Below are 23,111 nucleotides of genomic sequence, written 5' to 3'. Positions count from 1 at the left end.
TCCAAAAAAAGGGGATATTTATTATCTATTATGGTGGAAAATATCGATCTTATTGTTATATCTCTGTATCAAGCAAAAAAAGAGCAGACTCTATGTCTACTCCGCTTTTCATCCAAATCAGTTCAGGAAATATATCTTAATTTAATGCGTTTTGAAGCTCTGTGCAGCGAAGACTTTACTGAATTTTCACTCTTGTTTAAGATTCTAGCCGTTTCTTTTATGGAGTATCCTCGGACTACACGCAATTCAAGTACCGTCCTTTGCTCGGTATTACTTGCCATCAAAAGAATTCGATTGACCTCCTCCTGAATTTCAAAATCGAGGGTATCCCAGTGATAGTAAAGCAGCTCCTTACGTAAGTTATATTCATCTATCTTTTTCCGTTTTCTTATTAAATCTATAGCTAAATTTTTGGCAATTCTCAGAAGATAAAATCGAATACGATCTTGAGGCAAGTCAGGTGAAGCTCTTATAAACCGAATAAAGCACTCATGCAACAAATCTTCGGCATCCTGTTTGTTATGCAATATCCTCAATAGATATCCAAAGAGATCTGATTTGCAAGATAAATATAGATCCTCCACATCTTTAATATCCATATTATTGCTTATCCCTTCTGTTTTGATTTAAATCGGTACGTTACTTGATAGTTTTAGATTCATATCCCTGCTTATTATTCGTATCTCAATGCATCTATAGGCTTCAAACTTGCTGCTTTATAAGCCGGGTATACTCCAAATAGGATGCCTGTGCCCGCAGAGCTAAGAAACGAATATATGATAGGCGAGATCGTAAATTCAATGGTCATATGTGCAGTTGCCTCAAGTATTTTGGATGCCCCTATGCCTGTTACAACCCCGATTGTACCTCCTAATAGACCAAAGATGACCGCTTCAGATAGGAATTGAATCATAATATCTCTCGGCTTGGCGCCAATAGCTTTTCGAATACCGATTTCTCTTGTACGCTCTATAACCGACACCATCATAATATTCATAATTCCGATTCCCCCTACCACGAGCGATATCGCGGCTACACCTCCTAGCAAGCTGGTCATGATATTATCTACACCTGAAGCAGCACCTGCTGCTTCTGACAGACTCATAATTTGAAATTGATCCGGTTCCGAGGGTTTTAGCTGGTGCGTTAAACGCAAGCTTTCCAATATGTCTGAACGAGCCTGATCCATCAAAGCTGGTGACTTGGCGGATACGTCCAATCCTGTAATGTTCTTCTCACCCAGACGGTTCATTATGGTTGTAGCAGGGATGTAAATTTGTTCATTAGTGCTGTAGCTTAATTTCGTTACTGGCTGAGTATTTAATACTCCAATTACCTTGAAAGGGATCTGTTTAATTTGAAACGTTCGTCCCAATACATTTTGGGTATCTCCACCAAAAAGACGTTGAACCGCCTGACTTTCAAGAATGGCGACATTCATGCGTTTATCCATCTCATCGTTGGTAAATGTTCTGCCCTCGGCAAAGGAAAACTTTTTGACTTTATAGAATGAAGCGGAAGTCCCTACAATAGTGGCGTTATAGTTGTATCGCCCCCACGTAGCTTTTGAATTGCTCGTTATATTTGGCATCAATGCATCTATGGAATTCTTTTGTTCCAACGCCTCGACATCAGCCCAAGTAAACGATGGAGTGTTGTCATAATCTATTTCACCATCGACCATTGTCATAGCTGGCGCAACCATCAATACGTTATTCCCTAATTTATTAATTTCCGCCTTTATGCGGGTTGTAGAGCCGTTTCCAATCGCCATAATGGCAATAACCGCTGCCACCCCGATAATAATACCGAGTATTGTTAAAAAGGAGCGTAGCTTATTGGTTGTTAAACTGTTAATTGATACACGGATCGTTTCCATTAAATTCATAGGCTTGCCATCCTTGATGAAATTCTTCTATTCATAATGCTCTCATCCCGCTCAATATTCCCATCTCGAAAGCTGATCAGGCGCTTGGCATATTCGGCAATTTCCAGCTCATGAGTAACCAAGACAATGGTTTTCCCCTGTTCATTCAAACCTTGAAACAGCTCCATAATCTCGACACTCGTCTTTGTATCTAGTGCCCCCGTTGGCTCATCCGCCAGCAGAATAACAGGATTATTCACCAACGCACGCGCGATGGAGACACGTTGCTGCTGACCACCAGATAGCTCATTAGGCTTGTTGTACATCCGTTCTGCAAGCCCTACACTTCGAAGCGCCTCCACAGCTCGTTCCCGGCGTTCCTTGGCAGGTATACCTGCATACATCATAGGTAGCTCTACATTAGCTAATGCTGTAGTTCGGGGAAGTAGATAAAATTTCTGAAACACAAAACCCAGTTTCTGATTTCGAATCTCGGAAAGCTCGTTCTCACGAGCATCCAAAATGGAATACCCATCCAAATAATACTTCCCCGTATCAGGATGATCGAGGCAACCAATGACATTCATCATAGTGGACTTACCCGAACCAGAGGGACCCATTATGGCAACAAACTCACCTTCGCTAATAGATAAATCAACACCACGCAGAGCTTGAATCTCCTGACCGCCCACCTCATATATTTTTTTAAGTTCTTTAATTTCAATAACGCTTTTATTCAAACGAACTTCGTTCATTGTGCCTGACCTCCATCAGGGTCTTGACCCTCTTGACTGCCATTTGGACCAGCACTACCACCCTGGGGCGGAATAACAATGGTTTCGCCTTCCTTGACACCAGACTTGATTTCGGCCTGATCCGCTGTATAGACCCCCAGCTTCACTGGTCTGAATTCATAATCTGCAGGGTTAGCCGGATTCTTCGCTACATATACTCCATCCACTCCACCTTCGGATCTCAATGCGAACAATGGAACAGACAACGCATCTTTATGTTCAGCCAAGAGGAGTGATACATCCATGTTCATCCCTGGTTGTAGTCTTATCTTTTGACTATCCAAAGACAATTCAATTTTGTATGTAGTCACATTGGATTCCGTAACCGGCTCTGGAGAAACAAAGAGGACTTCGCCTTTAAATTGTTTGTCCGGGAATGAATTCGTGTGTAACGTAGCCTGGAGCCCAGTCCTCATTTTAGCAATGTCACTTTCGTTAACCTTGGCACTAACCTTCATAACGCCTGTATTGGAGTTGTTCATAACAATGAAAGGTGCTGTAGGACTGGTACCCACATCGCCATTAACCTTCAAAATAATTCCATCCCACGGTGCCGTAACCTGTAATTTGTTCAGAACACTTTTCTTCTGTTCCAATTCCGTTTCAGCCTGTTGTAAAGAAGCCTGTGCGGATTGAATATTGGAGGCATCAGGCGGGGACTGTGCTGCCTTTAATTGTATTAAAGCTGTTTTATAGCCCATTTCCGCATCCTCAATCGCCTGAACTTGTCGATTCCATGCCTTCTTGTATTGAAGTTCAACATTATTCATATCCAATTTTGCCTTATCCAGGTTTTGCTTGGCCGTCGCCAGGTCACTTTCTGCAGCTGCTTCATTCTGGACTAGATAAGTCTGGTCATCATAATCCTTCTGGGCTTTATCCAAAGTCATCTTAGCCGCCACTTTTTGTGCAGCGACTTCTTCCAGCTCCATGGAATCCTTGGCTGTTTTAATCGCCATCTGCGCCTTTAGGACATTTGCCTTCTGGAGCTCAATATCACTAGACTTTGGTCCGCGCTTGGCTTCCTCCACCTTGGCTCGGGCAATCGCTACATTGGATTCAGCATTTTTAATTTGTAACTTGGAATCCGAATCATCCAAACGAGCCAACACCTGACCCGCTTTGACACTATCTCCTGCTTTAACATTGACGGCAATGAGCTTGGCACCCTCAACATTTGTAAAATTGATATTGACTTCCTTAGAAGCCTGAACGGTTCCAGTTACTTTAAGCGATTCGGTCATGTTTGTTTTCTGTACCTGTACGATCTGGTTCGCAGGACCCTCCACGGGCTTTTCCTGACTTCTATTCATATAAACAGTACCGCCAATTCCCGCTATAATAATCAAGACAAGAATACCTATGATCCCTTTCAATCTTTTTTTCCTTCTTAACACTTGCAATGCATCTTTCTTTTCTGTTTCCGACAATGTTATATCCCCTTAAAATGTATTTTTTCTAAAACCTATACGCTCCACGGTTTGTTTAAAGCATGTTGCAGCATTGTCATTTGAATAATGAGTTCATCCTTATTCCGTTCAATTTGCTTCACTTTTAACTGATTCGTGGCGACCTCCGTACCTGTGGCAAATCCACGTTCCCTTTTTTTACGAGATATGTCCAACACTTTAATAGCGTTCTGTAAATTACTTTGCATTTGTTCGTATTGTTCATCATTTTGCTGTAAGTTAAAGTAGATACTCTTTAGTGATTCTGCCAATTGATCCTTGGTATTTTTGAGTCCGCCTTCCGCTGAGTCTACATCAATCTGTTTAATTTCATAATCGTCCGTTCCCGAGTTCCATGTGTAATATTTAACTTCCATTTTGGCCAGCTTGACAGCCTCCTCCTGTCTCCATACCGAAGGACTCGCCGAGATTGCACGCGTCACAAGCGTATCCAAATTCGTGTTATCCATTTTCCGGTAAGCGGGTCGATCAACCAGTTCATATACCGTACCTTGCGGCTGCCCCATTTGGGTGTTTAGCACCTCTAACGCTTTTTGCAGCGCAGATTTTACAATCTCTACATTCTTTTCAGCTTCTAAACGAGTCTGAATAATGGTGCTTTGTTCACCTGGAGAAATTTTTCCACGGTTCGCTTTCGCCTCAGCAGCTTTTTCCTCCAATAACGCAAGCGAAAGTGCATCCTCACTACTCTTCACTTTGTTGTCAGCCAAAAGTACGTCGTAATAGTCCTTCATTGTGGTGTAGTCTGTCTGATCTTGAGCAAGTTCGATTTGCTTCTTGGATTCCAAATAAGAAACCGTCGATGAGGCATACCCCTTCCAAGCAGAACTACTAGCCGCGTCCTCTTCACCGTTGCCTGCACCTGCTGGAATGAAATCCAGATTCTTACCTGCATTTTTTAGGTTAATCCGGTTACGATCTATCGTTTGCTGGGCTTCTTTCAAACTAAAGCTATTAGACCGTGCCCATTGCTGGGCTTGACTCAATGTTAGTTTCACACTTGCATTGGAAGCCAATTGCTGCCCCTCTGCTTGAACAAAGGACCCTGAAAAAGAACTGGTTGATAAGGCCAACAACAATAAAATAAACACACTTTTTTTCATAGATATCCCCCTCTTTCTAAGTTTGTTAAGTCTAATAAATACGTTGTTATATGAATTACAATTCTTCCTCTACACTACAATTTCTTTGTATGACTCCCCATCAAGGAAATCGCGAATTGAGAGCTGCATCGTCTATAATCCGTGGAGATTCCAGAAAGGAGGAACCACTCCTCCCCTTCTGCAACTTTTTTACACACAGCTTATCGTTCCTTATAACATCTTCAAATCCAATTGACGAAGGTACAGGAACCGTACAATAAGAAAGGAAAAGAATTGGATTGCCCAAAAGCACAGCATAATCTGAATAAGCGTAATGCGAAAGGGTACTACATATATTCCAGATGGTTCTGACATAAATAAACAAAGCACTATTCCTATGGATGATACGACTAATGGCAGAAGAAATAAGAAAGCAATTTGTCTGGATGCAGCTCGTCTCATTTCTCTTGAGTTTAGTCCGATTTTCGATAAAGCTCGGTATATTTCCTCATCCCGTTGAAGATCTACATACAATCTGAAATACAATAGACTTACAGTGCTTGCCAACATAATAATGGCGATAAATCCGCCAATAAATTCGCTAATATTCAGATCCATCTCCGATGTCAAATAATCCACTGCTCTAGAGTTAAGCACTCCTTTATTCACCTTGTGGGCCAACACGGAATACAACCATATCTCCTGTTGAGTTTCTGAAGTATCTAAAGAAAGTTGACCATTCTTCCATTTTGGCACAAAGTAGTAAACAGATTTGTATGCCAATGGATCATTGAAATACCGTTGTTCAATTAAATGGTCGTAAGTTCGATCTGGAACAACAAGTAACCGTGCTAGTTCAGAGATGATGTTTTCATCAGACTTTAAGTTATGGTCCAACTTCTGAGTATCCATAATCTGAATATTCATAATCTGAGATTTTCCTTGATTGTAAGTTAGCTTTTTTTCAAAAAAGGTTTTCTGTTCTTCTAAAGACATCCCGTTTGAATCAAAAATGAAAAAGCCTTGATGATCCCGAAGCGCTACTGCCTGTTTTAGCTCCTTAAACCTGGAAGCAAGAGCCTCATAATTGGATTGTTTCATCACTGGCGCGAGCTGTTCATGAAAGGGAAAGATCAACACTTCACCTTTCGAATAATCTACCCCAGCCGTATGAAGATTTTGGTCAATCTCTTTTTCAAGCTCTATAGAACTTACAACATCAGAAGTAAGTGCAAATGAATAAGATTGCTCCTTAAGAAATCTTTTTTGCTGCTGCATGGAGTCAAACGTTGACGCTGCTCCTACACAGGAAATGATAGAAATTAGGGTAATTAATGAAAACAGCCCGGCATTATTCCTGATTTTGTATGTGATCTCAGATATCCATAATAAGCGTATTCCGCTCCAAGACCATTTCCTGTTAGCTCTAAGCAATTGAATGAATAGTACACATAATTGAGTGTAAAATAAGTAAACACCAATAAATCCCATTACAATTGTATATTTAAATGTGTCTCCAACTGAATAGTGTAATATATAAAAAGAAAGAGTCCCCAAACGATACGGTGCCAGATAAATGTAGGGTGGAAAATCAATCCTCATCAAATATACAGCCGCTCCTATTAATACTATGGCAAGAAAGGACAGGCTCCATGAAGCTTTTAAATCCGTTTTTAGCTGTGAAATCTTGCTAAAAGGCTGCTGTAATTTAAAATGGCGTATGAAGAAAACAGACACAAATGAGATCAATATAAACAAAAACATAAAGCCCACCACGGTGAAAGCCAGTGCTTTCCAAGGAAAATAAAACGTTAAATACATTCCTATGACATTGGAGCCCAAAAGTAGAAAGAATTTCGCTGAAACGAATCCTCCGATAATCCCGGTAATTAAGGATAAAAAGCCTATAATTAGATTTTCATATGCGACCAAAAAATAAATTTGTCTGTGATGTGTCCCTAAAATGGTCAGTATACCAAATTCTTTTTTTCGTGCAGCAACAAAAATATGGTTTGTGTATAATACGAAGAAGAAGGAAAACACAAAAATCAACAGATCAGCAACTTGTAATCCCTTTTTTACATTAGCTGCTGTGATTGCATCTGAGACATCCGGGTGAAAAATAAATATCGCATATACGAAAAAAATCGAAATCATCAATGAGCTGCTTACATAGTAAGGTACATAAGCACGCACATTGTGCTTGAGATTATTCCATGCTAACAGACGAAAGCTCATGCGCATGTCTACTTCCCCCCAAAAAGGAGAGTATATCTATAATTTCTTGAAAAAATAATTGCTGACTATGACTACGATGGATTTCATTATATAACTCACCATCTTTTATAAAAATAACCCGATCGCAATAACTGGCTTCCACGGCTCCGTGTGTTACCAGCACGATTGTGGAATGATCCACACGACTGATAAGCCCCAGCATTTCCATCACAACACGTGAAGACATGGAATCGAGATTTCCAGTGGGTTCATCTGCGAGCAAGAGTGAAGGAGAGTGAATAATAGCCCTGCCTATAGCTGCCCTTTGCTTTTGTCCCCCTGACACCTCATAAGGCCGTTTATCCAAAATATCAATAATATCCAGTTTCTTCGCTACCTCTTCCAGTTTGTGCTCCATTTCCTTTAATCCTTTTTTATTCAGCATCAGAGGAAACAGTATGTTCTCTCCCAAAGTGAGAGTTTCCAGCAAATTATAGTCCTGAAATACAAATCCCAGCTCTTTGCGACGAAATAAAGCCAGCTTATCCTTCTTGAGCTGATGTGGATTTTCCCCTTTAATGCAAACCTCGCCAGAAGTCGGCATATCAATGGTTGAAATCATGTTTAATAACGTAGTCTTCCCACTACCAGACGGCCCCATAATGCCAACAAACTCGCCTTGTTTGATCGTTAAATGGATGTTGTTAAGGGCTCGGTAGGGAACCTTGCCATAGTATATTTTGGTGACTTGATCCATTCGTACAATCTCCATAATTCATTCCTTTCTCTTTCCTATGTCATGATCATAATCCATCCAGACAAGTGAAGCGATCGATTAACATTACAAAAACCTTAAATCTGTTGTAAGGTTTCTCATTTGCGAATTGGAAACAGAATTTGAACCGTCGTCCCTTCACCAACCGTCGATTTTAACTGAATGTTATGATTCAGTCTTTTACAGATTTCAGACACCAAATAGAGACCCATCCCGGTTGATTCACGATACTTCCGCCCATTTTCACCTGTGTAATAAGCCTCAAATACCCGTTCTACGTCTTTTTTAGGGATACCAATCCCCTCATCCTGTACTTCCAACACAATGACATGATCTCTTACGTGAGACATCAGTTTCAGACTGTGGGCATGACCTGAAGAATACTTCACCGCATTGGTCATCAATTGGTTAATTATGAATCTTAGCCACTTGGCATCGGTTATCACACACAACTGCTCGTCCACTTCATTGGAAGGATAAATTTCGTTACGAATCAATAGTCTTTTGTTATCATAGATCACATCACTAACCAGTTTTCGTAATACAACAGGCTCCACATGAAAATCAGGTTCAAAGGATTCCAACCGTGACATATATAAAATCATGTCTAGTCCTTTTCCCATTCGATCAATTTCATCGTAAATCTGATCAGATTCAGGATCTATTTTTCCTCTGAGGATTAAATGAATAACAGCAAGAGGAGTTTTCATCTGGTGAACCCACTGATTGATAAATGTAATATGATCACGCTGCTGATGCTCTAACTGATGAATTCGAGACTGATACAATCGGTAATATTGTAAAAGCAAGTGTTGCAAAGAAGAGGCTAACGGATTAAGTACCTTCATCTGAATAAGCTCATCTAAATCTCTTAGGTTTGCAGTGGATAATATTCGATATAAACCAGAGTACAGGACATATCGGAAGAGCAAATAAACCAGCAATATGGAAGCCCCAAAAAAGACGGAATACAGGGCCGTCGACCAGTTACGGTAACCATCCAACCAATAGATACTTAACACAAGAAAAAGTTGGATGATATTAAAAATCACCAGCGAAAAATGGTCACGCCAAAAAAGCTTCACCGTTCATCCTCCTCAGTCAAGTGAAGTCGATAGCCAGCCCCTCTAACCGTCTCTATGATATCCCCCAGTCCTAGCTCGCTCAGCTTTTTACGGACACGAGTGACATAAACATTCAATGTGTTCTCGCCCACATATTGGTGATCATCCCATAAAGCCTCTAAGAGATGAACTCTACCCACAACCTGTTTAGGATACGTCATTAATAGCTCTAGCAGTGCTGCTTCTTTCTGGCTAATTTCGACCTGCTTGTCATGGAACACAAGTTCCATAATATCGGGATATAGCGTCAAAGCTGACACTTTTAAGGAACGTGATTTTGGAGCAACGGCATAAGAACCATAGGCACGTCGCAGATTACTTTCTACTTTGGCTAACAGTACTTCGGGATAAAATGGTTTCGTAATGTAATCATCTGCTCCGTTTTGCAAAGCAATGACCTGATCCATTTTATCATCGCGTGCAGACACAAAAAGGATGGGACATGTAGATTGAGTCCGTATTTGTCTACACCAATAAAATCCATCGAAACGAGGAAGATTCACATCAAGTAGTACCAAATCAGGCTCCACCTTTTGAAAGGCAACTAAAACTTTATCAAAATTTGAAACAATAACTCCTTGATAACCATATTTTTCAAGATAGGATTGGAGCAAGGAGCTGATTTGAGGGTCATCCTCTACTATTAATATCTTTTGCATTATGTTTTCTACCTTCTTAGTGCTTGAATTTTTAACAACTGATTTCTCTATAATGCCTTTATTTGATCATTCAAGCAATAACAACAATCTAATCCCCTTTGGTTGTAGATTTAGGAGGTTTTCGTGGTGGTGTATATAGAACCCCGGATAATATGCATGGTGCCAAATACCAGAGTGATTAACAATATAATTATAGTAACGACAACTATTACTGTTATAATGGTTTTTTTACGATTTTTTAATATTTCATTGAAACTTTGCTTTGGATCTTTCAAAAGTCTGCTCACTTCTTTCCTTGCCTAGCTATTTACCAGCATAATTAGTTTCTACATAACGAACAACAGTTGAATCTTACAAAAACATTTCTTTGCTGTAAGGTTTCTGATTACCTACAGACCATCGTCGGTTTGAACTAACGTATGTACATAACAAAACTGCCCGGGGTTGAGAATCTTTTTCTGATTCTCAACCCCGGGCAGTTTATCCTTTCTATCCTTTTACAGCCGAACCTACCGTCATCGCCCGCTCCACTTGTTCACTCAAGAACAGATAGACGAGTACCATCGGTAAGGAAGCCATGGTCATAACAGCCCCCATGGCTCCCCAATCTGTGCTGTAAGAGCCTTGGAAGAAAAGCAAGCCGAGTGGCAATGTCTTCATATTTTCATCAGAAATTAAAATATAGGCCAAAGTGAACTCATTCCAGTTGTTCAAGAATTGAAAAATGGCTACCGTCGCAATTGCAGGCAATGCAAGTGGCATAATGATTTTCAGGAACAGTCTATAAATATTAGCTCCATCCATGCATGCCGCCTCTTCAATCTCCTTAGGAATTGCTATAAGAAACCCGTAAAAAATCATGGACGAGAAAGGAAGGCCAATTGCGATATAAGGAAGAATAAGAGCTCCATACGTATTGGTAAGATGAAAATCGCGAACCAGAATCGCCAGCGGTATCATGATAACCTGCAGTGGCATAAACATTCCTATGATCATATAAGTCCGAACGGCAGAACGAAACCTCCATCTCATACGAGCCACTGCGAAGGCAAACATCAGAGCCAGTAAAAGGATGAACAGAGTCGAAATCGTTGATACGACCAGACTGTTCAGAAAGTAACGGGGAATATTAAACTGCGTCCAGGCATTAATGTAATTCTCGTAACGAAAATGTGTCGGCAGTCCAAATGGATTAGAGACAAAGATCTCATCGTTGTTCTTGAACGAGTAGGAAACCATCCAGAACAACGGGTAGACCGAAACAATAAAATACAACCACAGCGGTATCTGCAGAACAGCTTGTCTGAACTTGCTCAAAGCGGTTTTACTCATTTCGTTCTCCTTTTCGATACACGCCTTATCAGGCGGTTTGTCCGCGGTCGAACAGCTTATTGATGACTACAGTTGCCAATAGTGAGATTAGTACAAGCAGCACGGATACAGCACATGCGTACCCATAGTTGCTTTCCATGAAAGCATAGCGGTAAATCATGAATGTCATTGTATAGTTTGTAGTGCCGGGGCCACCATTTGTCATAATCAGCATCTGCACAAAGGCCCCAATTCCAGAGGTAATCGCAATAATAAAGCAGAATTTGTAAGTTTCCCTCATCAGAGGAAGTGTGACATGCCAGTGCGCTCTCCATTTGCTGCAGCCGTCAATCGTGGCGGCTTCAAAGTAGTCCTCGGGTACTGACTTAACTCCTGCATATAGCAGCGCAAATTGATACCCCATAAACTGCCAGGCATTAACGAAGGCGATGGCAATAATCGATGCTGTCGGGGAGCTTAGCCAATTTTGCTGATAAGGAATGTTCAAGAGATCAAACAGCCGGTTGATCAATCCGTTAGTTGGGTCATAGATTGCAATCCACAGCTGGCACACCACGGTTACCGATAAGACAACTGGGATAAAATAAGACGTTTTCAGTATTTTTCGCCCGCGTGTGCGCGGGTCCGCACAGATTAGCGCTAATAGTGTTCCCAGTCCGATCTGAAAGACCGCCAGCACAATGGCAAAGATTAATCCGTTCTTAAGCGAAGTAGCAAGTAGAGGATCGGAGAACAGTTCCCGATAATTACTCAGTCCCGAAAAGGTCAGCGTACTCAGGCCGTCCCAATCATAAAAGCTGCGAAGAACAGTTTGCAGAACGGGATATATCAGTATCACGCTATACAGTATCAAAGCAGGGAGGAGAAACAGTGCGAGCGCCGATTTGTTCCCCAAATATTTATTCATGTCTTGCTTCCACCCCTTATCTTTGGAACAGCATCCCCCAGCGACTTATCCGCCAAGGGTTGCCGAATTCCTGAATTCTCAGTTTTCTTTTTCCAATGTACTATTCAGATTGTTCACAAAATCCTGTTCAGAGAAATTGTCTACCATTAAATTTTGAGTATTGTCATTAATGGTGTTCTGAATTTTTGTATTGCTCAGAAGTTGAGCATATTCCTGCGCGTTTGGCAGCAACTCTTTGACGACTCGCTGCATCATTGCTGGGACATTAGAGGCCATTGGCTTATCCACTTTCTGCGAAACAATTGGACTTCCAAGTTGGGTGTATCTGTACTCGGCTGACTTTGTGGCAAGGAAGGCCGCTACCTTTACAGCTGTTTCCTTGTTCTTGCTACTCGGTGATACTGCGTAACCTTGTGGTGAACCCGAGCCGTCTATGAAATATTTGGAATTCTCGTAGGTTGCTTCATCCTTTGCAGGCCAGTACATCCAGTCAACCTGGTCGCCCAGCTTTTCTTGTGAACTGTAAATTTCCCATTGTCCGTTCACGAACATAGCAGCCTTCCCTTGATAAAATAAGGACGATGCCTGATCATAATTGGTATTCGTGGCGTTGGCATCGAACAATCCAGCTCTCTGCAATTGCTTCATCTGCTGAGCCGCTGCTACAAATGCTTTCGGCAATGCTATTACACCTTTCTGATCAAGTGCTCCGAATCCATGTGGCTGCTCCCTTGTAACCAGTCCATTATAAAAAGCGGTCGTTATCCATTTTTCCTTGGCAAAGATTGACATAGGTACATAACCTGCGGCTTTTAACTTTTTCGCTGCATCGGCCATTTGGTCAATCGTCTTAAGCGGTGTTTTGATTCCGACCTTCTCAAAAATTGACTTGTTATAATAGATCATTTGGAATTCTATACCGGTTTCGGGATAAGCATATACATGATTGTCTGGAGCTACCAAACGCGATTCAACACCCGGGTTAAGATTCTTCTTGAATTCGGCCGTTGTGTCATAGTTGTCCAGCACCTCAACATTTTTCGATTTTGCGAAAGTTTGCAGAACTGACCAATCCGCTAAATAGATGTCTGGCATGTTGCCCGTTGCCGCATAGGTTTTCAGCTTCTGGCCTCCATCCTGCACGGCAGGATCCAGTTCAATCTCTACGTTTGGCATCTTCTTTTTGAGCTCTTCCACCGCATAATCGAACGGCTTTATGGTATCGTCATCAAAATGCTGCGCATACACCTTCAATTTGATCGTACCGTCCCCTGCCTCGCTCTTGGAAGAGGTCGAGTTATCTTCGCCACAAGCGACCAATCCAATAGACATGGTGAGCACTAGCAAAGCTGCACTCCAACTTCTGTAAGTTTTTTTCATGTGTTTAATCCCCCTCATGCAGTGTGTTTTATGATTACGCTTTCATTTGCATGACTACAGTATACTGCCGCTTCTTTTTTTGATTAAGGAATAAAACGGGCTTAATCAGTAAAAAACGGGACAAAAAGATCTGCGGTTCTCCATATATAGGAAAACCGCTAGGCTTAAATCGATTTGTCCTGCCTCGTAGGAAAGGCGCTACCTTTTTTTGAGTTGCTCATATTCAGTCGGTGTCATGCCAAAGCGTTTCTTGAAGCATTTGCCAAAATAATTGGGGTCACTGTATCCAACACTTTCAGCGATTTCTGACAGCTTCCGATTTCCATTCAGCAAAAGCTCCTTGGCCTTTTTCATCCGGATGTGTGTAATATGATCCACTATGGAGAAGCCAGACTCCTTGCGAAAAACGCGCCGGAGATAGCTGGGATCGACGAAAACTCCGCACGAAACCTGCTCTGCAGACAACTCTGTGTCTGCATAATGTTCCTCGATATAATTGATCGCCGCCGCAAACAAATTGGAAGCCTTCGTAGGACGCATATTCTCCATCAGCTGGATCAGCTTGCGGTATAGGGCGAGCATCCAACCTTCAGCAGCCTCCCAGGAATCCAACTCCCGCAGCCGGTCGTAAGGAGATTTGTTCCCTCCTTCATCCCATAGCCGATCATAAGGAATACCGCGTTCACTTGCAAAGGAAAGTGCTAGAGATACGATTCCCATAAGCATCGCATCTGCGTATTCATCCCCCCACTTGTATATACTAAGCTGCCGGATTGCCTTACGGACCTCCTCTAACGTTTCACTGTCTTTCATTCGGAGGTCTAGGACGACCGCATCACGCAGATGGCCCAAATCAGGCATACCTGCTCTGCCGTGCAACGCTTCGCTACCATGCTTACCCCACTCGGTACTTTCGCTCTCCTGTGGAAACACCGGTAGTTTCGGCTTAATACGTTCCAACATCGAGAGCATTTCTTCTGCATTGAACGGCTTCAACAAATAATCCTGTACTCCGGTTCGAACCGCCTTCTGTAGGTATTCAAATTCGTTATGTCCGGATATGAATACAATAACGATGCGTTCGAACTTGACTTTTAATCTCTCGGCTAATTCAATTCCGTCAATAAAGGGCATATTGATATCTACGAGGGCGAGATGCGGCTGATGCCGCTCGGCTTCCTGAAGTGCTTCCTGGCCGTTCCTTGCTTCGCAGCAAACCCGAAAGCCATGACTTTCCCAATCTATCTTAATACGCAGAAAGTCTCGGAACAGCGGTTCATCATCGACAATCATCACTTTATACATCTTGGTGTTCACTCCCCTTTGGCAGCATCGGCAGCAACAGGTCAACAGTTGTTCCCTCCGTGAGCACACTTTGCACGGATATCCCATACTCCTCGCCAAAATACAGGCTCAGTCGTTGCTGAACACTGTAGGTACCGATTGATCGTATTCCTTTTTTCGGTAAATGTCTGGACATGATAGTCTGAACTTGGAATTCATCCATCCCCACACCGTTGTCCTGCACCCGAACGATCACCTTATCGCCCTGTTTAAAGGCAAAAATACGGATAAAACCTTTTGTTTCTTTCTTCTTAAGACCATGGTAAATCGAATTCTCGACAAGCGGCTGAAGCGAGAGCTTCGGGATCGGTGTACCTGCAAGCTCGGGAGGGATATCCACTTCATAGCGAAACACATCGGGATAACGGATTTGCAGAATCGTCAGGTAATCATCAGTAATCTGAGCTTCCTTTTCTAAAGTGATTAATTCCCGTCCCTTGTTCAGCACCATTCGATAAAAATCTGCCAGCGCTTTTGTAGTATCTCTCGCCTCCTCATTACGATCTAACTCATTGAGTGCATAAATGGTATCCAAAGTGTTGTACAGAAAATGCGGTTTAATTTGGGCACTTATCAGCGCAAGTTCATATTCACGCTTACGGTTCTGTTCCTGCCTTACCTCATCCAGCAGCTCCCGAACTCGTCTTATCATAAAATTAAACGCTTCAGCAATGGTACCGATCTCATCCTCTGTGCGGACTGTTGTAACCGATTGCAAGTCACCGGTTACAACAGTCCGCATGGCCCTAGTTAGTTGTTCGAGAGGGCTAACGACCATTTTAGATAGAAAGCTAGCGCCCAGCCAGGAAAAAATAAGGCATAACACGCCGATTAAGAGCGACAGTCTAACATTTTGCCGGACATCAGCCGTAAGCAGGCTAAGAGAAACAATATTGACCAACTTCCAATCCATCCGGTTATAATCCGTGACCGTTACCAGATTGCCCTCATACTCGAATGAGCACGTTCCATGGGATGCATTAGGTGCACAACGTTGGATGGCCTCACCCAGCTGTGGATTCACCAGATTCATCAACATCTCATTGTCTTCTGCCACAGCCACGCGCATTTCGTTATCTAAAAAATAATAAGATTTGGGTGCATCTGGATCGCTGGAACGAAAGTAATCAGACAAACCTTCTTCCTTCACTAACAGAAAAAGCGTTCCATAGGGTTCGCCGGTGTCTATATTAATGACCATCTTCCCCAGCGTCAAAACGGGAGAGCTCCGATCTGGTGTTAGGAAATCCCTCTTCTCCATATCAAACCAGAGGGCCTGTCCATAACTTTCAGATTCCCTTACCTGCTTAAGCATGCTATAGATCTTGCGATCATCCCCGCTTTCGGTATAAGAGGCGAAAATCGTCCCTTCGTTATCAATGAATACAGCGGCATCCACCTCACGAAAGATTGACAAATCAATGGATAAGCGGCTCTGCATCAAGTTTCCAAACTGAATAGGCTCCATGGCAGTATTAGGTTTGGCACCGTATGAATCATACATCCGGTTAATATTCGTGACCATAATATTGGCCGCCGTTTCCACACTCCTGAATATATAATCGGTCCTAGACAAGATGAGCTGAGACTCATCGACCACATTGCTGGTGGTTCGATCTATCAAAGAACGGCTGAAAAGTTGGTTTGACAATAGTCCAAGAATAAGCAGAGAAATAATAATTAGCGGAAGAAATACCGTTATAACCTTGCTTTTAAAGCGAAGTCGACCGAACCACTTACGAGCTAGTGACAAAATATTCAACTAGGACCCCTCCGTCATCAAGAGAATATTCATCATGTTAACACAAACAATCTCTACAGTAGTAGTTCAAAAATAAAGTTAAAAAAATTCAACCGTTCTTCTTGAAAGTGCTTTAGAGATATGTTAGGATAAAGTCGATTTTTAGTAAAATTATTAACTAAAAAGGTGTGAGCTCTTTTGGCAACCATTAAAGACATTGCCCGCGAAGCGGGTGTGTCTGCCGCAACCGTTTCAAGGGTTTTAAATAACGATCTGTCACTGTCCGTAAGCCCAGACACTAAAAACAGAATTTTTGGGGTTGCCGAGCAACTCGGGTATAAGCCTACCCGGCTGAGGCAATTAAAGCAGAATACGGAACGTGCCGGGAAAACGGTCTCCCTCCTGCTGTGGTGTTCTATTGAGGAGGAAAGAGACGATCCGTATTACGCTTCGATCCGCCGTGGAATCGAACTGCGCTGTGAAGAGCTTGGCCTGACGTTGGGCCAGACCTTGCGAGGCCGCTCATCCATCGGCACCCTGCAGAAGGCGGACGGTCTGATTGTTGTGGGCGGCGTTGACCCTGAAGAGGTATTCAAGCTTCATCCTGACAAGAACACCATTGTCCTTGTCGACCAGTACCATGAACAGCTGGAGTATGATTCTGTACGACTTCATTTCCGGCAAGCTGTTGATCAGGCACTCGGTCATCTACTTGAGCTTGGCCACCGACAAATCGGATTTATCGGCGGTAAGAGCGACGGTGAGCGAAGAGCGCATTATTTTGAACGATTCATGCGGGAACAGGGGTTGTACAATCCTCAATTCGTCCGTATAGGTGCCTGGAGTACCGCGGATGGTTATCTCATGATGAACGAACTCCTAACCCAACAGGAACGACCGACAGCCTGCTTCGCTGCAAGCGATCCGCTCGCTATTGGTGCCCTCCGCGCCCTTCATGGACATGGAGTCAAGGTACCCGAAGATATGGCTGTTGTCGGCTTCGACGACATTGAGATGGCAGCCTTCGTGCAGCCTCCGCTAACCACTGTCCGTGCCTACCCTGAACAGATGGGAAAGGCGGCCGTGCAACTGCTCTCTGAACGGTTTGAGGGACGTGAACCACCTGCGTACAGCGTGATCGGGACTAAGCTTGTCATTCGGGAGAGCTCATGCAAAAAAGGCTAACATCAGTACTTGAGAGTCTTGTTGTCATTGATCAGTACCCTTACGTAAAACAATAATGATAACCCCCTAAGGAGTGAATATCATGAACATTCATGTTAACGAGGCGCTTGGTTTGTTTCATTTGCAGTCCAAGGATTGCAGCTATATTATCCAGCTTGTAGAAGGATATCCCGCACATGTCTATTGGGGAGCTCAACTTCATCATGACCAAAGTCTCGCAAGTATATTGGAGCTTAGGGAGCGTTGCTCCTTCTCTCCCACTCCCGTTTCTTCCAGCCGTACAATTTCTTTGGACACGCTTCCTCAGGAATACCCCCAGTATGGAACAAGCGACTTTCGTCAACCAGCTTACCAGGTTGCACTTGCGGACGGAACTCGGACTACGGAGCTGAAATATAGTGGTTACCGTATTGAACCGGGTAAACCAAAGCTCGAGGGACTTCCTTCCGTCTATACCGAATCGGATGATGAAGCCACAACCCTCTTTTTGATCCTTGAGGATCAATACTCGGGGCTTAAGACTACACTGCTCTATACTGTATTTGCGAACCACAGTGCTATTGCTAGGTCTGCTCTTTTTGAACAAAAGGGAAGCGCTACCATAAATATTGAACATGCCATGAGTGCCTCTGTCGACTTCGCCGATTCCAACTACCAAGCTCTCTACTTATCTGGAGCCTGGGTTCGGGAAAGACATATCCAACGCCGTGATCTCGGACCGGGCTCCATTCGGCTCGAGAGCCGACGGGGTTCCAGCAGCCACCAAATGAACCCCTTTCTGGCACTGCTTCGTCCTGATGCGACTGAAGATCGTGGGGATGTTTACGGTTTCAGTCTAATCTACAGCAGCAACTTCGTCGCACAGGCAGAAGTAGAGCAGTTCAATCAGACTCGTGTAAGTATCGGAATCAATCCTTTTGACTTCTCCTGGCGGCTTGAGCCGGGTCAGTCATTCCAGACCCCTGAAGCCGTATTGGTCTTTTCCGAAGAAGGTCTTGGAGGCATGTCACGTACCTATCACCGACTCTATCGCACACGTCTGTGCCGAGGGGCTTACCGTGACAAAGAACGTCCGATTCTCGTGAACAATTGGGAAGCCACGTATTTCGACTTCGACGCCGACAAAATCGAAGCGATTGCCAAGGAAGCAGGACCCCTTGGAATTGAGCTCTTTGTTCTAGATGACGGTTGGTTTGGTAAGCGCGACAACGATGACAGTTCGCTTGGAGACTGGTTTGAAGACCGTCGCAAGCTGCCTGGCGGGCTTGCCGACCTGGCAAAACGGGTTAATGAACAGGGATTACAGTTTGGCTTGTGGGTTGAGCCGGAAATGGTATCACCGGATAGTGAACTGTACCGTAGCCATCCCGACTGGTGCCTGCATGCCGAAGGCCGGCGGCGGACGGAAGGCCGATCCCAACTGGTGCTCGATCTCTCCCGCAAGGAAGTATGTGACTACTTGTATGAGACACTTAGCTCCGTATTCTCGATCGCTCCGATTACTTATGTCAAGTGGGACATGAACCGTAATATGACGGAGATTGCTTCGGCTACCGCTCCTAGTGAACGTCAAAAGGAAACTGCACACCGATATATGCTCGGACTTTACGATCTGATGGAACGTCTGACTTCCCAGTTCCCGGACATCTTGTTCGAAAGCTGTTCCGGAGGCGGTGGACGATTCGATCCCGGAATGCTCTACTATATGCCGCAGACATGGACCAGTGACGATACCGATGCCATTGAAAGATTGGCTATCCAGTACGGCACAAGCATCGTGTATCCAGCCAGTACCATGGGCGCACACGTATCGAACGTACCAAATCACCAGGTGGGACGAATCACCTCCCTCGCTATACGCGGCGACGTGGCAATGAGCGGGAATTTTGGCTACGAACTTGACTTAACTGCCTTTACAAATGAAGAAAAGGAGCTCGCTGCCAAACAAATTGCCCAGTATAAGGAAATTCGTTCCCTCGTACAGCAGGGAGATATGTATCGACTCCTTAGTCCATTTGAAGGTCGAGGCGATACGGCCTGGATGTTCGTTAGCGAGGACCAGTCCGAAGCTTTTGTCGCTTACTTCCGCGTACTAGCTGAACCGAATGGGCCCATCCGGCGACTAACTCTAAAAGGACTTGACCCAGATAAAAAGTATATAATCGAACACGGAGCGACGGGCAACACAGCAGTCCATGCGGGTAATACCTTAGTAGAAGATGGCGATTCCCCCTTCTGCGTAGCATTTGATGGCGAAATTTTTGGAGGTGATCGCCTAATGAAAATTGGGCTTGTTGTCTCGGATCTCTCTGGAGATTTCGCCAGCTCTACCTTCCGCCTTAAAGCTATCTCTAACTAATAACAAATGCAGTTAGCAACGGTGAATATCGATGAAAAAATTAAAACAAGGCAGTCCGATTTTCCGGCCTGCCTTGTTTTATAACTTTAGTCCCTGTAGATTAAAGACACACAAGAGATTGCCAAGCAATTGATCATTTAATAGCATCCTTGACTTTGATTCTCCATATCATATGATCAGAGCCTGCTCCCCAATAATCTTTTAATAAATAATCAGGAGTTCCAAATTTCTTTTTCCATATTTTCTGCGCAATACGATATCCACTATCTAAACAAAATTCTTCTACTCCTCTATTCTTCAGCGCCAAATACATTGATTTCAACAATAAATTCCCTACCCCAATCTTCTGGTAGTCAGGGTGAACAAATACAGTTCCTACCTCGCATAACTTTTTAAATGTATCACTGGTAGATTTACTTATTAGTTGACTTACTGGTCCATATTCAATAGAACCCATTATTTGATTCCCATCTACAGCGATTAAGAAATATCGCTGCTCACCGTGACTCTCCAAGTCACTTTCCAAATATAACCTCTTAGTATCAATTTCTTCCTCTATGTCTTCCAGCATATGACCAATGCCTTCTTTAGCAAACGTGTCTGTAATCACAACTCTAAACAATTCATTTAACTTTTCGATGTCCTTAATTTCCGGCCTTCTGATTTCGACATTATTCATCTAGTTTCAGCCGATGTATGATTCAGTACGGGATACTTTGAAAGTACACTATTCGGCAGCTCCATCAAACTTGTTATTTCATAAGTAGGTTGAATCCCAGACGCATTTGATTTTCTGGAAGGGTTGAACCAACAGGTATCAATTCCGTATTTGTTCCCTCCTTGAATATCAGAGGTTAAAGAATCGCCGACCATGAGAACCTTACTTTTATTAGAGATGGCCAACTTGGTAAATGCGTAATCGAAAATACCAGCTTGTGGCTTTTGGCAACCCACTTCCTCTGAAATAATTACCTGCTCAAACACATCACGCAGCGGCGAAAGCTGAATTCTGGAGGTTTGCACCTCTTTGATTCCATTCGTAATGATCGCCAAACGACAGTCGGATAGTACATTACATAATTCAATCGCTCCGTCCATCAAAAAAGCACCTTCACCCAAATAACGTAAATAAGCAGCACTAAAGGCATCTGGATTGAAGTCTAGACCATGAACAGTAAATAATCGCTTAAACCTCTCGACCCGTAGCTGTGCCGAGGTAATATGTCCTTCCTCTGCCTCTCGCCACAACGAGCTGTTGATTTCATCATAGCTGGATTTATACTCCGTGGCCCCATGCGGCAATCCAAATTGGGCAAACGTATTATGTAGCGCATGACTCTCTGCCATTTTAAAATCAAACAGCGTGTCATCAACATCAAACAAAATAATTTCGTATTTCATAACGGCCTCCATATCATTGCTTTACTAAATTGTTCAGTCCCCTTGATCCTTTGAGCTGTTCCAGATAGAAGTACAACAAAAAACTAACAATACATTATTACCTTTCGGTTATTATACAGAACCTAGTTAAGCCGTCAAGTCACTAATAACAAAGTCATAGTATTTTGTCATCGGTGCAAAAGGTAAATAACGCTCAATAAGAATGCCCGTAAAATGAAGGTGATCTCATTTTACGGGCCACTGAGCATCTAAGAGATGATATAGCAAAAATCCTAGTGATCTTCATTAATCCATTTAGCTAGTGTTTGATCAAAACAATGAGGTTCTTCAAACATCGGGTTATGCCCACTATATTCAAAAACCACTTTTTTCACGTTCTCGTAGGTGTCATCGACCCTATCCCATAAAGAAACTGGCGCAACCAAATAATCATACCTTCCCAAACCAATAAATACGGATTTATGGATATCCGCTAAGGATTGTATCAAATTCATGTTTCCGAATACTTCTCCCCATAAATAATCAATGATAGGCATGTTCGTATATACATCATTCCACGTGTAAGCCGCATCATAGGCATAATCATAAAAGCTTTGAGCTCCCATACGTATACACATGTGAACAAATCTTCTATCAGGGTCTCTTTTGATATCTTCCTCTAATAAAACAATGTCCTTTTCAAAACGTTCCTTTCTTTCTGAACAGGCCGTTTCATTAAAGAAAGAAAAGCTTTGCCGTTGTCTTTCTTGGCTGTTTGTAGGTGCTGAATTTAAAAGTACCACTTTTTGAACATAGTCCGGGTATTGTTTAGCATATTCTAAAGCCATAAAAGCATGCCCGGAATGCCCTAATATGATAAATTCATTTAGATGAAGGCATTGTCTTGCTGTTTCTATATCATTAATAACTTTATCCAAAGTATAGTCTTCTGGTTTTAAAGCTCGAGTCGGTTTTGCAAACCCTCTATGATCCAGAAAAATAAACTGAAACTTTTTATATAAATGGTCTGAAAATAAGCAAGGATAATATACACTACTGCCGATCACCAATATCGGTCTTCCGTTACCTCTTATAGCATATTTCAGCTCAAATCCATCACTAACAACTGTTTGATAAGTGCTCATTTATAATCTCCTTTTCTTTTTTAAATCACTCCCTTTCCTTTGTGTAATTCCCTTGTATTCTCCATAGAACGTTCCAACACTTCAACTCACCTCAGAAAGTACATTTATTTTTATGAGAAAAGTTTAACATGGTTTTTTCAAAAACAAAACGGGTTTACTTTTGTCTTACTTGTCTTGACTTAAGGGATTCATACTTCATTTTTGACAAGCACATCTTTTTGGAAACAAAAAAACCGCGATTATCGCGGTTTTTTATGTTAACGTCATACTTTTATTTGCTTGGCGACGTCCTACTCTCCCAGGACCCTGCGGTCCAAGTACCATCGGCGCTGGAGGGCTTAACGGTCGTGT

General features: G+C 42.8%; 19 protein-coding genes and 1 rRNA gene. 2 read left to right on the top strand and 18 right to left on the bottom strand.

What is annotated here, in order from left to right:
• Nucleotides 1-122: 122 nt before the first annotated feature.
• From ACL9RM_RS25285 to ACL9RM_RS25220, 14 genes are all read right to left on the bottom strand, one after another.
• Complete coding sequence (locus tag ACL9RM_RS25285; protein WP_250268306.1) at nucleotides 123-599, bottom strand: RNA polymerase sigma factor; 477 nt, start codon at nucleotides 597-599, stop codon at nucleotides 123-125.
• Nucleotides 600-673: 74 nt separating this feature from the next.
• Complete coding sequence (locus tag ACL9RM_RS25280) at nucleotides 674-1,888, bottom strand: ABC transporter permease (RefSeq protein WP_069291922.1); 1,215 nt, start codon at nucleotides 1,886-1,888, stop codon at nucleotides 674-676.
• A complete protein-coding gene (locus tag ACL9RM_RS25275) occupies nucleotides 1,885-2,622 on the bottom strand; it encodes an ABC transporter ATP-binding protein (RefSeq protein ID WP_061830961.1) in 738 nt (245 codons plus the stop codon). Before ACL9RM_RS25275 ends, ACL9RM_RS25280 begins: the two co-directional genes overlap by 4 nt.
• Complete coding sequence (locus ACL9RM_RS25270; RefSeq protein WP_250268305.1) at nucleotides 2,619-4,091, bottom strand: efflux RND transporter periplasmic adaptor subunit; 1,473 nt, start codon at nucleotides 4,089-4,091, stop codon at nucleotides 2,619-2,621. Before ACL9RM_RS25270 ends, ACL9RM_RS25275 begins: the two co-directional genes overlap by 4 nt.
• A gap of 35 nt (nucleotides 4,092-4,126) precedes the next feature.
• Nucleotides 4,127-5,233: a TolC family protein gene (locus ACL9RM_RS25265; RefSeq protein ID WP_250268303.1), complete on the bottom strand. Its 1,107-nt coding sequence runs from the start codon at nucleotides 5,231-5,233 to the stop codon at nucleotides 4,127-4,129.
• Between the two features lie 210 nt (nucleotides 5,234-5,443).
• Entirely contained in the window at nucleotides 5,444-7,456 is a 2,013-nt protein-coding gene (locus tag ACL9RM_RS25260) for an ABC transporter permease (protein ID WP_250268301.1), read from the bottom strand.
• Nucleotides 7,422-8,201 (bottom strand): ABC transporter ATP-binding protein, encoded by a 780-nt coding sequence (locus ACL9RM_RS25255; protein WP_061830969.1) that lies wholly within the window; start codon nucleotides 8,199-8,201, stop codon nucleotides 7,422-7,424. The genes ACL9RM_RS25260 and ACL9RM_RS25255 overlap by 35 nt, the downstream gene beginning before the upstream one ends.
• A gap of 101 nt (nucleotides 8,202-8,302) precedes the next feature.
• Entirely contained in the window at nucleotides 8,303-9,289 is a 987-nt protein-coding gene (locus tag ACL9RM_RS25250; RefSeq protein ID WP_250268299.1) for a sensor histidine kinase, read from the bottom strand.
• The gene (locus tag ACL9RM_RS25245) at nucleotides 9,286-9,987 is read right to left on the bottom strand and encodes a response regulator transcription factor (protein ID WP_250268298.1); all 702 of its coding nucleotides are present in this window, start codon (nucleotides 9,985-9,987) and stop codon (nucleotides 9,286-9,288) included. Before ACL9RM_RS25245 ends, ACL9RM_RS25250 begins: the two co-directional genes overlap by 4 nt.
• Before the next feature lie 489 nt (nucleotides 9,988-10,476).
• The gene (locus tag ACL9RM_RS25240; RefSeq protein ID WP_061830975.1) at nucleotides 10,477-11,319 is read right to left on the bottom strand and encodes a carbohydrate ABC transporter permease; all 843 of its coding nucleotides are present in this window, start codon (nucleotides 11,317-11,319) and stop codon (nucleotides 10,477-10,479) included.
• A 28-nt stretch (nucleotides 11,320-11,347) separates the two neighbouring features.
• Complete coding sequence (locus ACL9RM_RS25235) at nucleotides 11,348-12,226, bottom strand: carbohydrate ABC transporter permease (protein ID WP_061830977.1); 879 nt, start codon at nucleotides 12,224-12,226, stop codon at nucleotides 11,348-11,350.
• 78 nt (nucleotides 12,227-12,304) lie between these two features.
• Nucleotides 12,305-13,606: an ABC transporter substrate-binding protein gene (locus tag ACL9RM_RS25230; protein ID WP_250268297.1), complete on the bottom strand. Its 1,302-nt coding sequence runs from the start codon at nucleotides 13,604-13,606 to the stop codon at nucleotides 12,305-12,307.
• Between the two features lie 198 nt (nucleotides 13,607-13,804).
• Nucleotides 13,805-14,911: a response regulator transcription factor gene (locus tag ACL9RM_RS25225; RefSeq protein WP_250268295.1), complete on the bottom strand. Its 1,107-nt coding sequence runs from the start codon at nucleotides 14,909-14,911 to the stop codon at nucleotides 13,805-13,807.
• Nucleotides 14,904-16,712: a sensor histidine kinase gene (locus tag ACL9RM_RS25220; RefSeq protein WP_250268294.1), complete on the bottom strand. Its 1,809-nt coding sequence runs from the start codon at nucleotides 16,710-16,712 to the stop codon at nucleotides 14,904-14,906. Before ACL9RM_RS25220 ends, ACL9RM_RS25225 begins: the two co-directional genes overlap by 8 nt.
• A 177-nt stretch (nucleotides 16,713-16,889) precedes the next feature.
• Here ACL9RM_RS25220 and ACL9RM_RS25215 point away from each other — a divergent pair, with 177 nt between their 5' ends.
• Together ACL9RM_RS25215 and ACL9RM_RS25210 are read left to right on the top strand one after the other, a co-directional pair.
• The gene (locus tag ACL9RM_RS25215; RefSeq protein WP_061830985.1) at nucleotides 16,890-17,876 is read left to right on the top strand and encodes a substrate-binding domain-containing protein; all 987 of its coding nucleotides are present in this window, start codon (nucleotides 16,890-16,892) and stop codon (nucleotides 17,874-17,876) included.
• Nucleotides 17,877-17,958: 82 nt separating this feature from the next.
• Nucleotides 17,959-20,235 carry an alpha-galactosidase gene (locus tag ACL9RM_RS25210; protein ID WP_250268292.1) on the top strand — a complete coding sequence of 759 codons (2,277 nt, stop codon included), beginning with the start codon at nucleotides 17,959-17,961 and terminating at the stop codon, nucleotides 20,233-20,235.
• A 133-nt stretch (nucleotides 20,236-20,368) separates the two neighbouring features.
• Here ACL9RM_RS25210 and ACL9RM_RS25205 read toward each other — a convergent pair whose 3' ends face one another.
• The 4 genes from ACL9RM_RS25205 to rrf form a co-directional block, all read right to left on the bottom strand.
• A complete protein-coding gene (locus ACL9RM_RS25205; RefSeq protein ID WP_165179855.1) occupies nucleotides 20,369-20,914 on the bottom strand; it encodes a GNAT family N-acetyltransferase in 546 nt (181 codons plus the stop codon).
• On the bottom strand, nucleotides 20,911-21,636 hold the full coding sequence (locus ACL9RM_RS25200) for a YjjG family noncanonical pyrimidine nucleotidase (protein WP_250268290.1): 726 nt from the start codon (nucleotides 21,634-21,636) through the stop codon (nucleotides 20,911-20,913). The genes ACL9RM_RS25205 and ACL9RM_RS25200 overlap by 4 nt, the downstream gene beginning before the upstream one ends.
• 272 nt (nucleotides 21,637-21,908) lie before the next feature.
• Nucleotides 21,909-22,760, bottom strand: a complete 852-nt coding sequence (locus tag ACL9RM_RS25195) for an alpha/beta fold hydrolase (protein WP_061830992.1) — start codon at nucleotides 22,758-22,760, stop codon at nucleotides 21,909-21,911.
• Between the two features lie 277 nt (nucleotides 22,761-23,037).
• Nucleotides 23,038-23,111, bottom strand: a 5S ribosomal RNA gene (rrf, locus tag ACL9RM_RS25190); the annotation flags it as partial.

It is taken from the genome of Paenibacillus sp. S29 (assembly GCF_049319765.1).
GTDB lineage: Bacteria > Bacillota > Bacilli > Paenibacillales > Paenibacillaceae > Paenibacillus > Paenibacillus polymyxa_B.
The sequence above is the reverse complement of the archived record's forward strand: the minus strand, read 5'-3'. Positions and strand labels throughout refer to the sequence as shown.

Excerpts from the sequence above, each read along its gene's own strand:
- ACL9RM_RS25245 (WP_250268298.1), bottom strand. The coding sequence starts at position 9,987 with ATGCAAAAGATATTAATAGTAGAGGATGACCCTCAAATCAGCTCCTTG.
- ACL9RM_RS25275 (WP_061830961.1), bottom strand. The coding sequence starts at position 2,622 with ATGAACGAAGTTCGTTTGAATAAAAGCGTTATTGAAATTAAAGAACTT.
- ACL9RM_RS25195 (WP_061830992.1), bottom strand. The coding sequence starts at position 22,760 with ATGAGCACTTATCAAACAGTTGTTAGTGATGGATTTGAGCTGAAATAT.
- ACL9RM_RS25285 (WP_250268306.1), bottom strand. The coding sequence starts at position 599 with ATGGATATTAAAGATGTGGAGGATCTATATTTATCTTGCAAATCAGAT.
- ACL9RM_RS25230 (WP_250268297.1), bottom strand. The coding sequence starts at position 13,606 with ATGAAAAAAACTTACAGAAGTTGGAGTGCAGCTTTGCTAGTGCTCACC.
- ACL9RM_RS25235 (WP_061830977.1), bottom strand. The coding sequence starts at position 12,226 with ATGAATAAATATTTGGGGAACAAATCGGCGCTCGCACTGTTTCTCCTC.
- ACL9RM_RS25225 (WP_250268295.1), bottom strand. The coding sequence starts at position 14,911 with ATGTATAAAGTGATGATTGTCGATGATGAACCGCTGTTCCGAGACTTT.
- ACL9RM_RS25280 (WP_069291922.1), bottom strand. The coding sequence starts at position 1,888 with ATGAATTTAATGGAAACGATCCGTGTATCAATTAACAGTTTAACAACC.
- ACL9RM_RS25255 (WP_061830969.1), bottom strand. The coding sequence starts at position 8,201 with ATGGAGATTGTACGAATGGATCAAGTCACCAAAATATACTATGGCAAG.
- ACL9RM_RS25265 (WP_250268303.1), bottom strand. The coding sequence starts at position 5,233 with ATGAAAAAAAGTGTGTTTATTTTATTGTTGTTGGCCTTATCAACCAGT.
- ACL9RM_RS25205 (WP_165179855.1), bottom strand. The coding sequence starts at position 20,914 with ATGAATAATGTCGAAATCAGAAGGCCGGAAATTAAGGACATCGAAAAG.
- ACL9RM_RS25260 (WP_250268301.1), bottom strand. The coding sequence starts at position 7,456 with ATGCGCATGAGCTTTCGTCTGTTAGCATGGAATAATCTCAAGCACAAT.
- ACL9RM_RS25200 (WP_250268290.1), bottom strand. The coding sequence starts at position 21,636 with ATGAAATACGAAATTATTTTGTTTGATGTTGATGACACGCTGTTTGAT.
- ACL9RM_RS25210 (WP_250268292.1), top strand. The coding sequence starts at position 17,959 with ATGAACATTCATGTTAACGAGGCGCTTGGTTTGTTTCATTTGCAGTCC.
- ACL9RM_RS25240 (WP_061830975.1), bottom strand. The coding sequence starts at position 11,319 with ATGAGTAAAACCGCTTTGAGCAAGTTCAGACAAGCTGTTCTGCAGATA.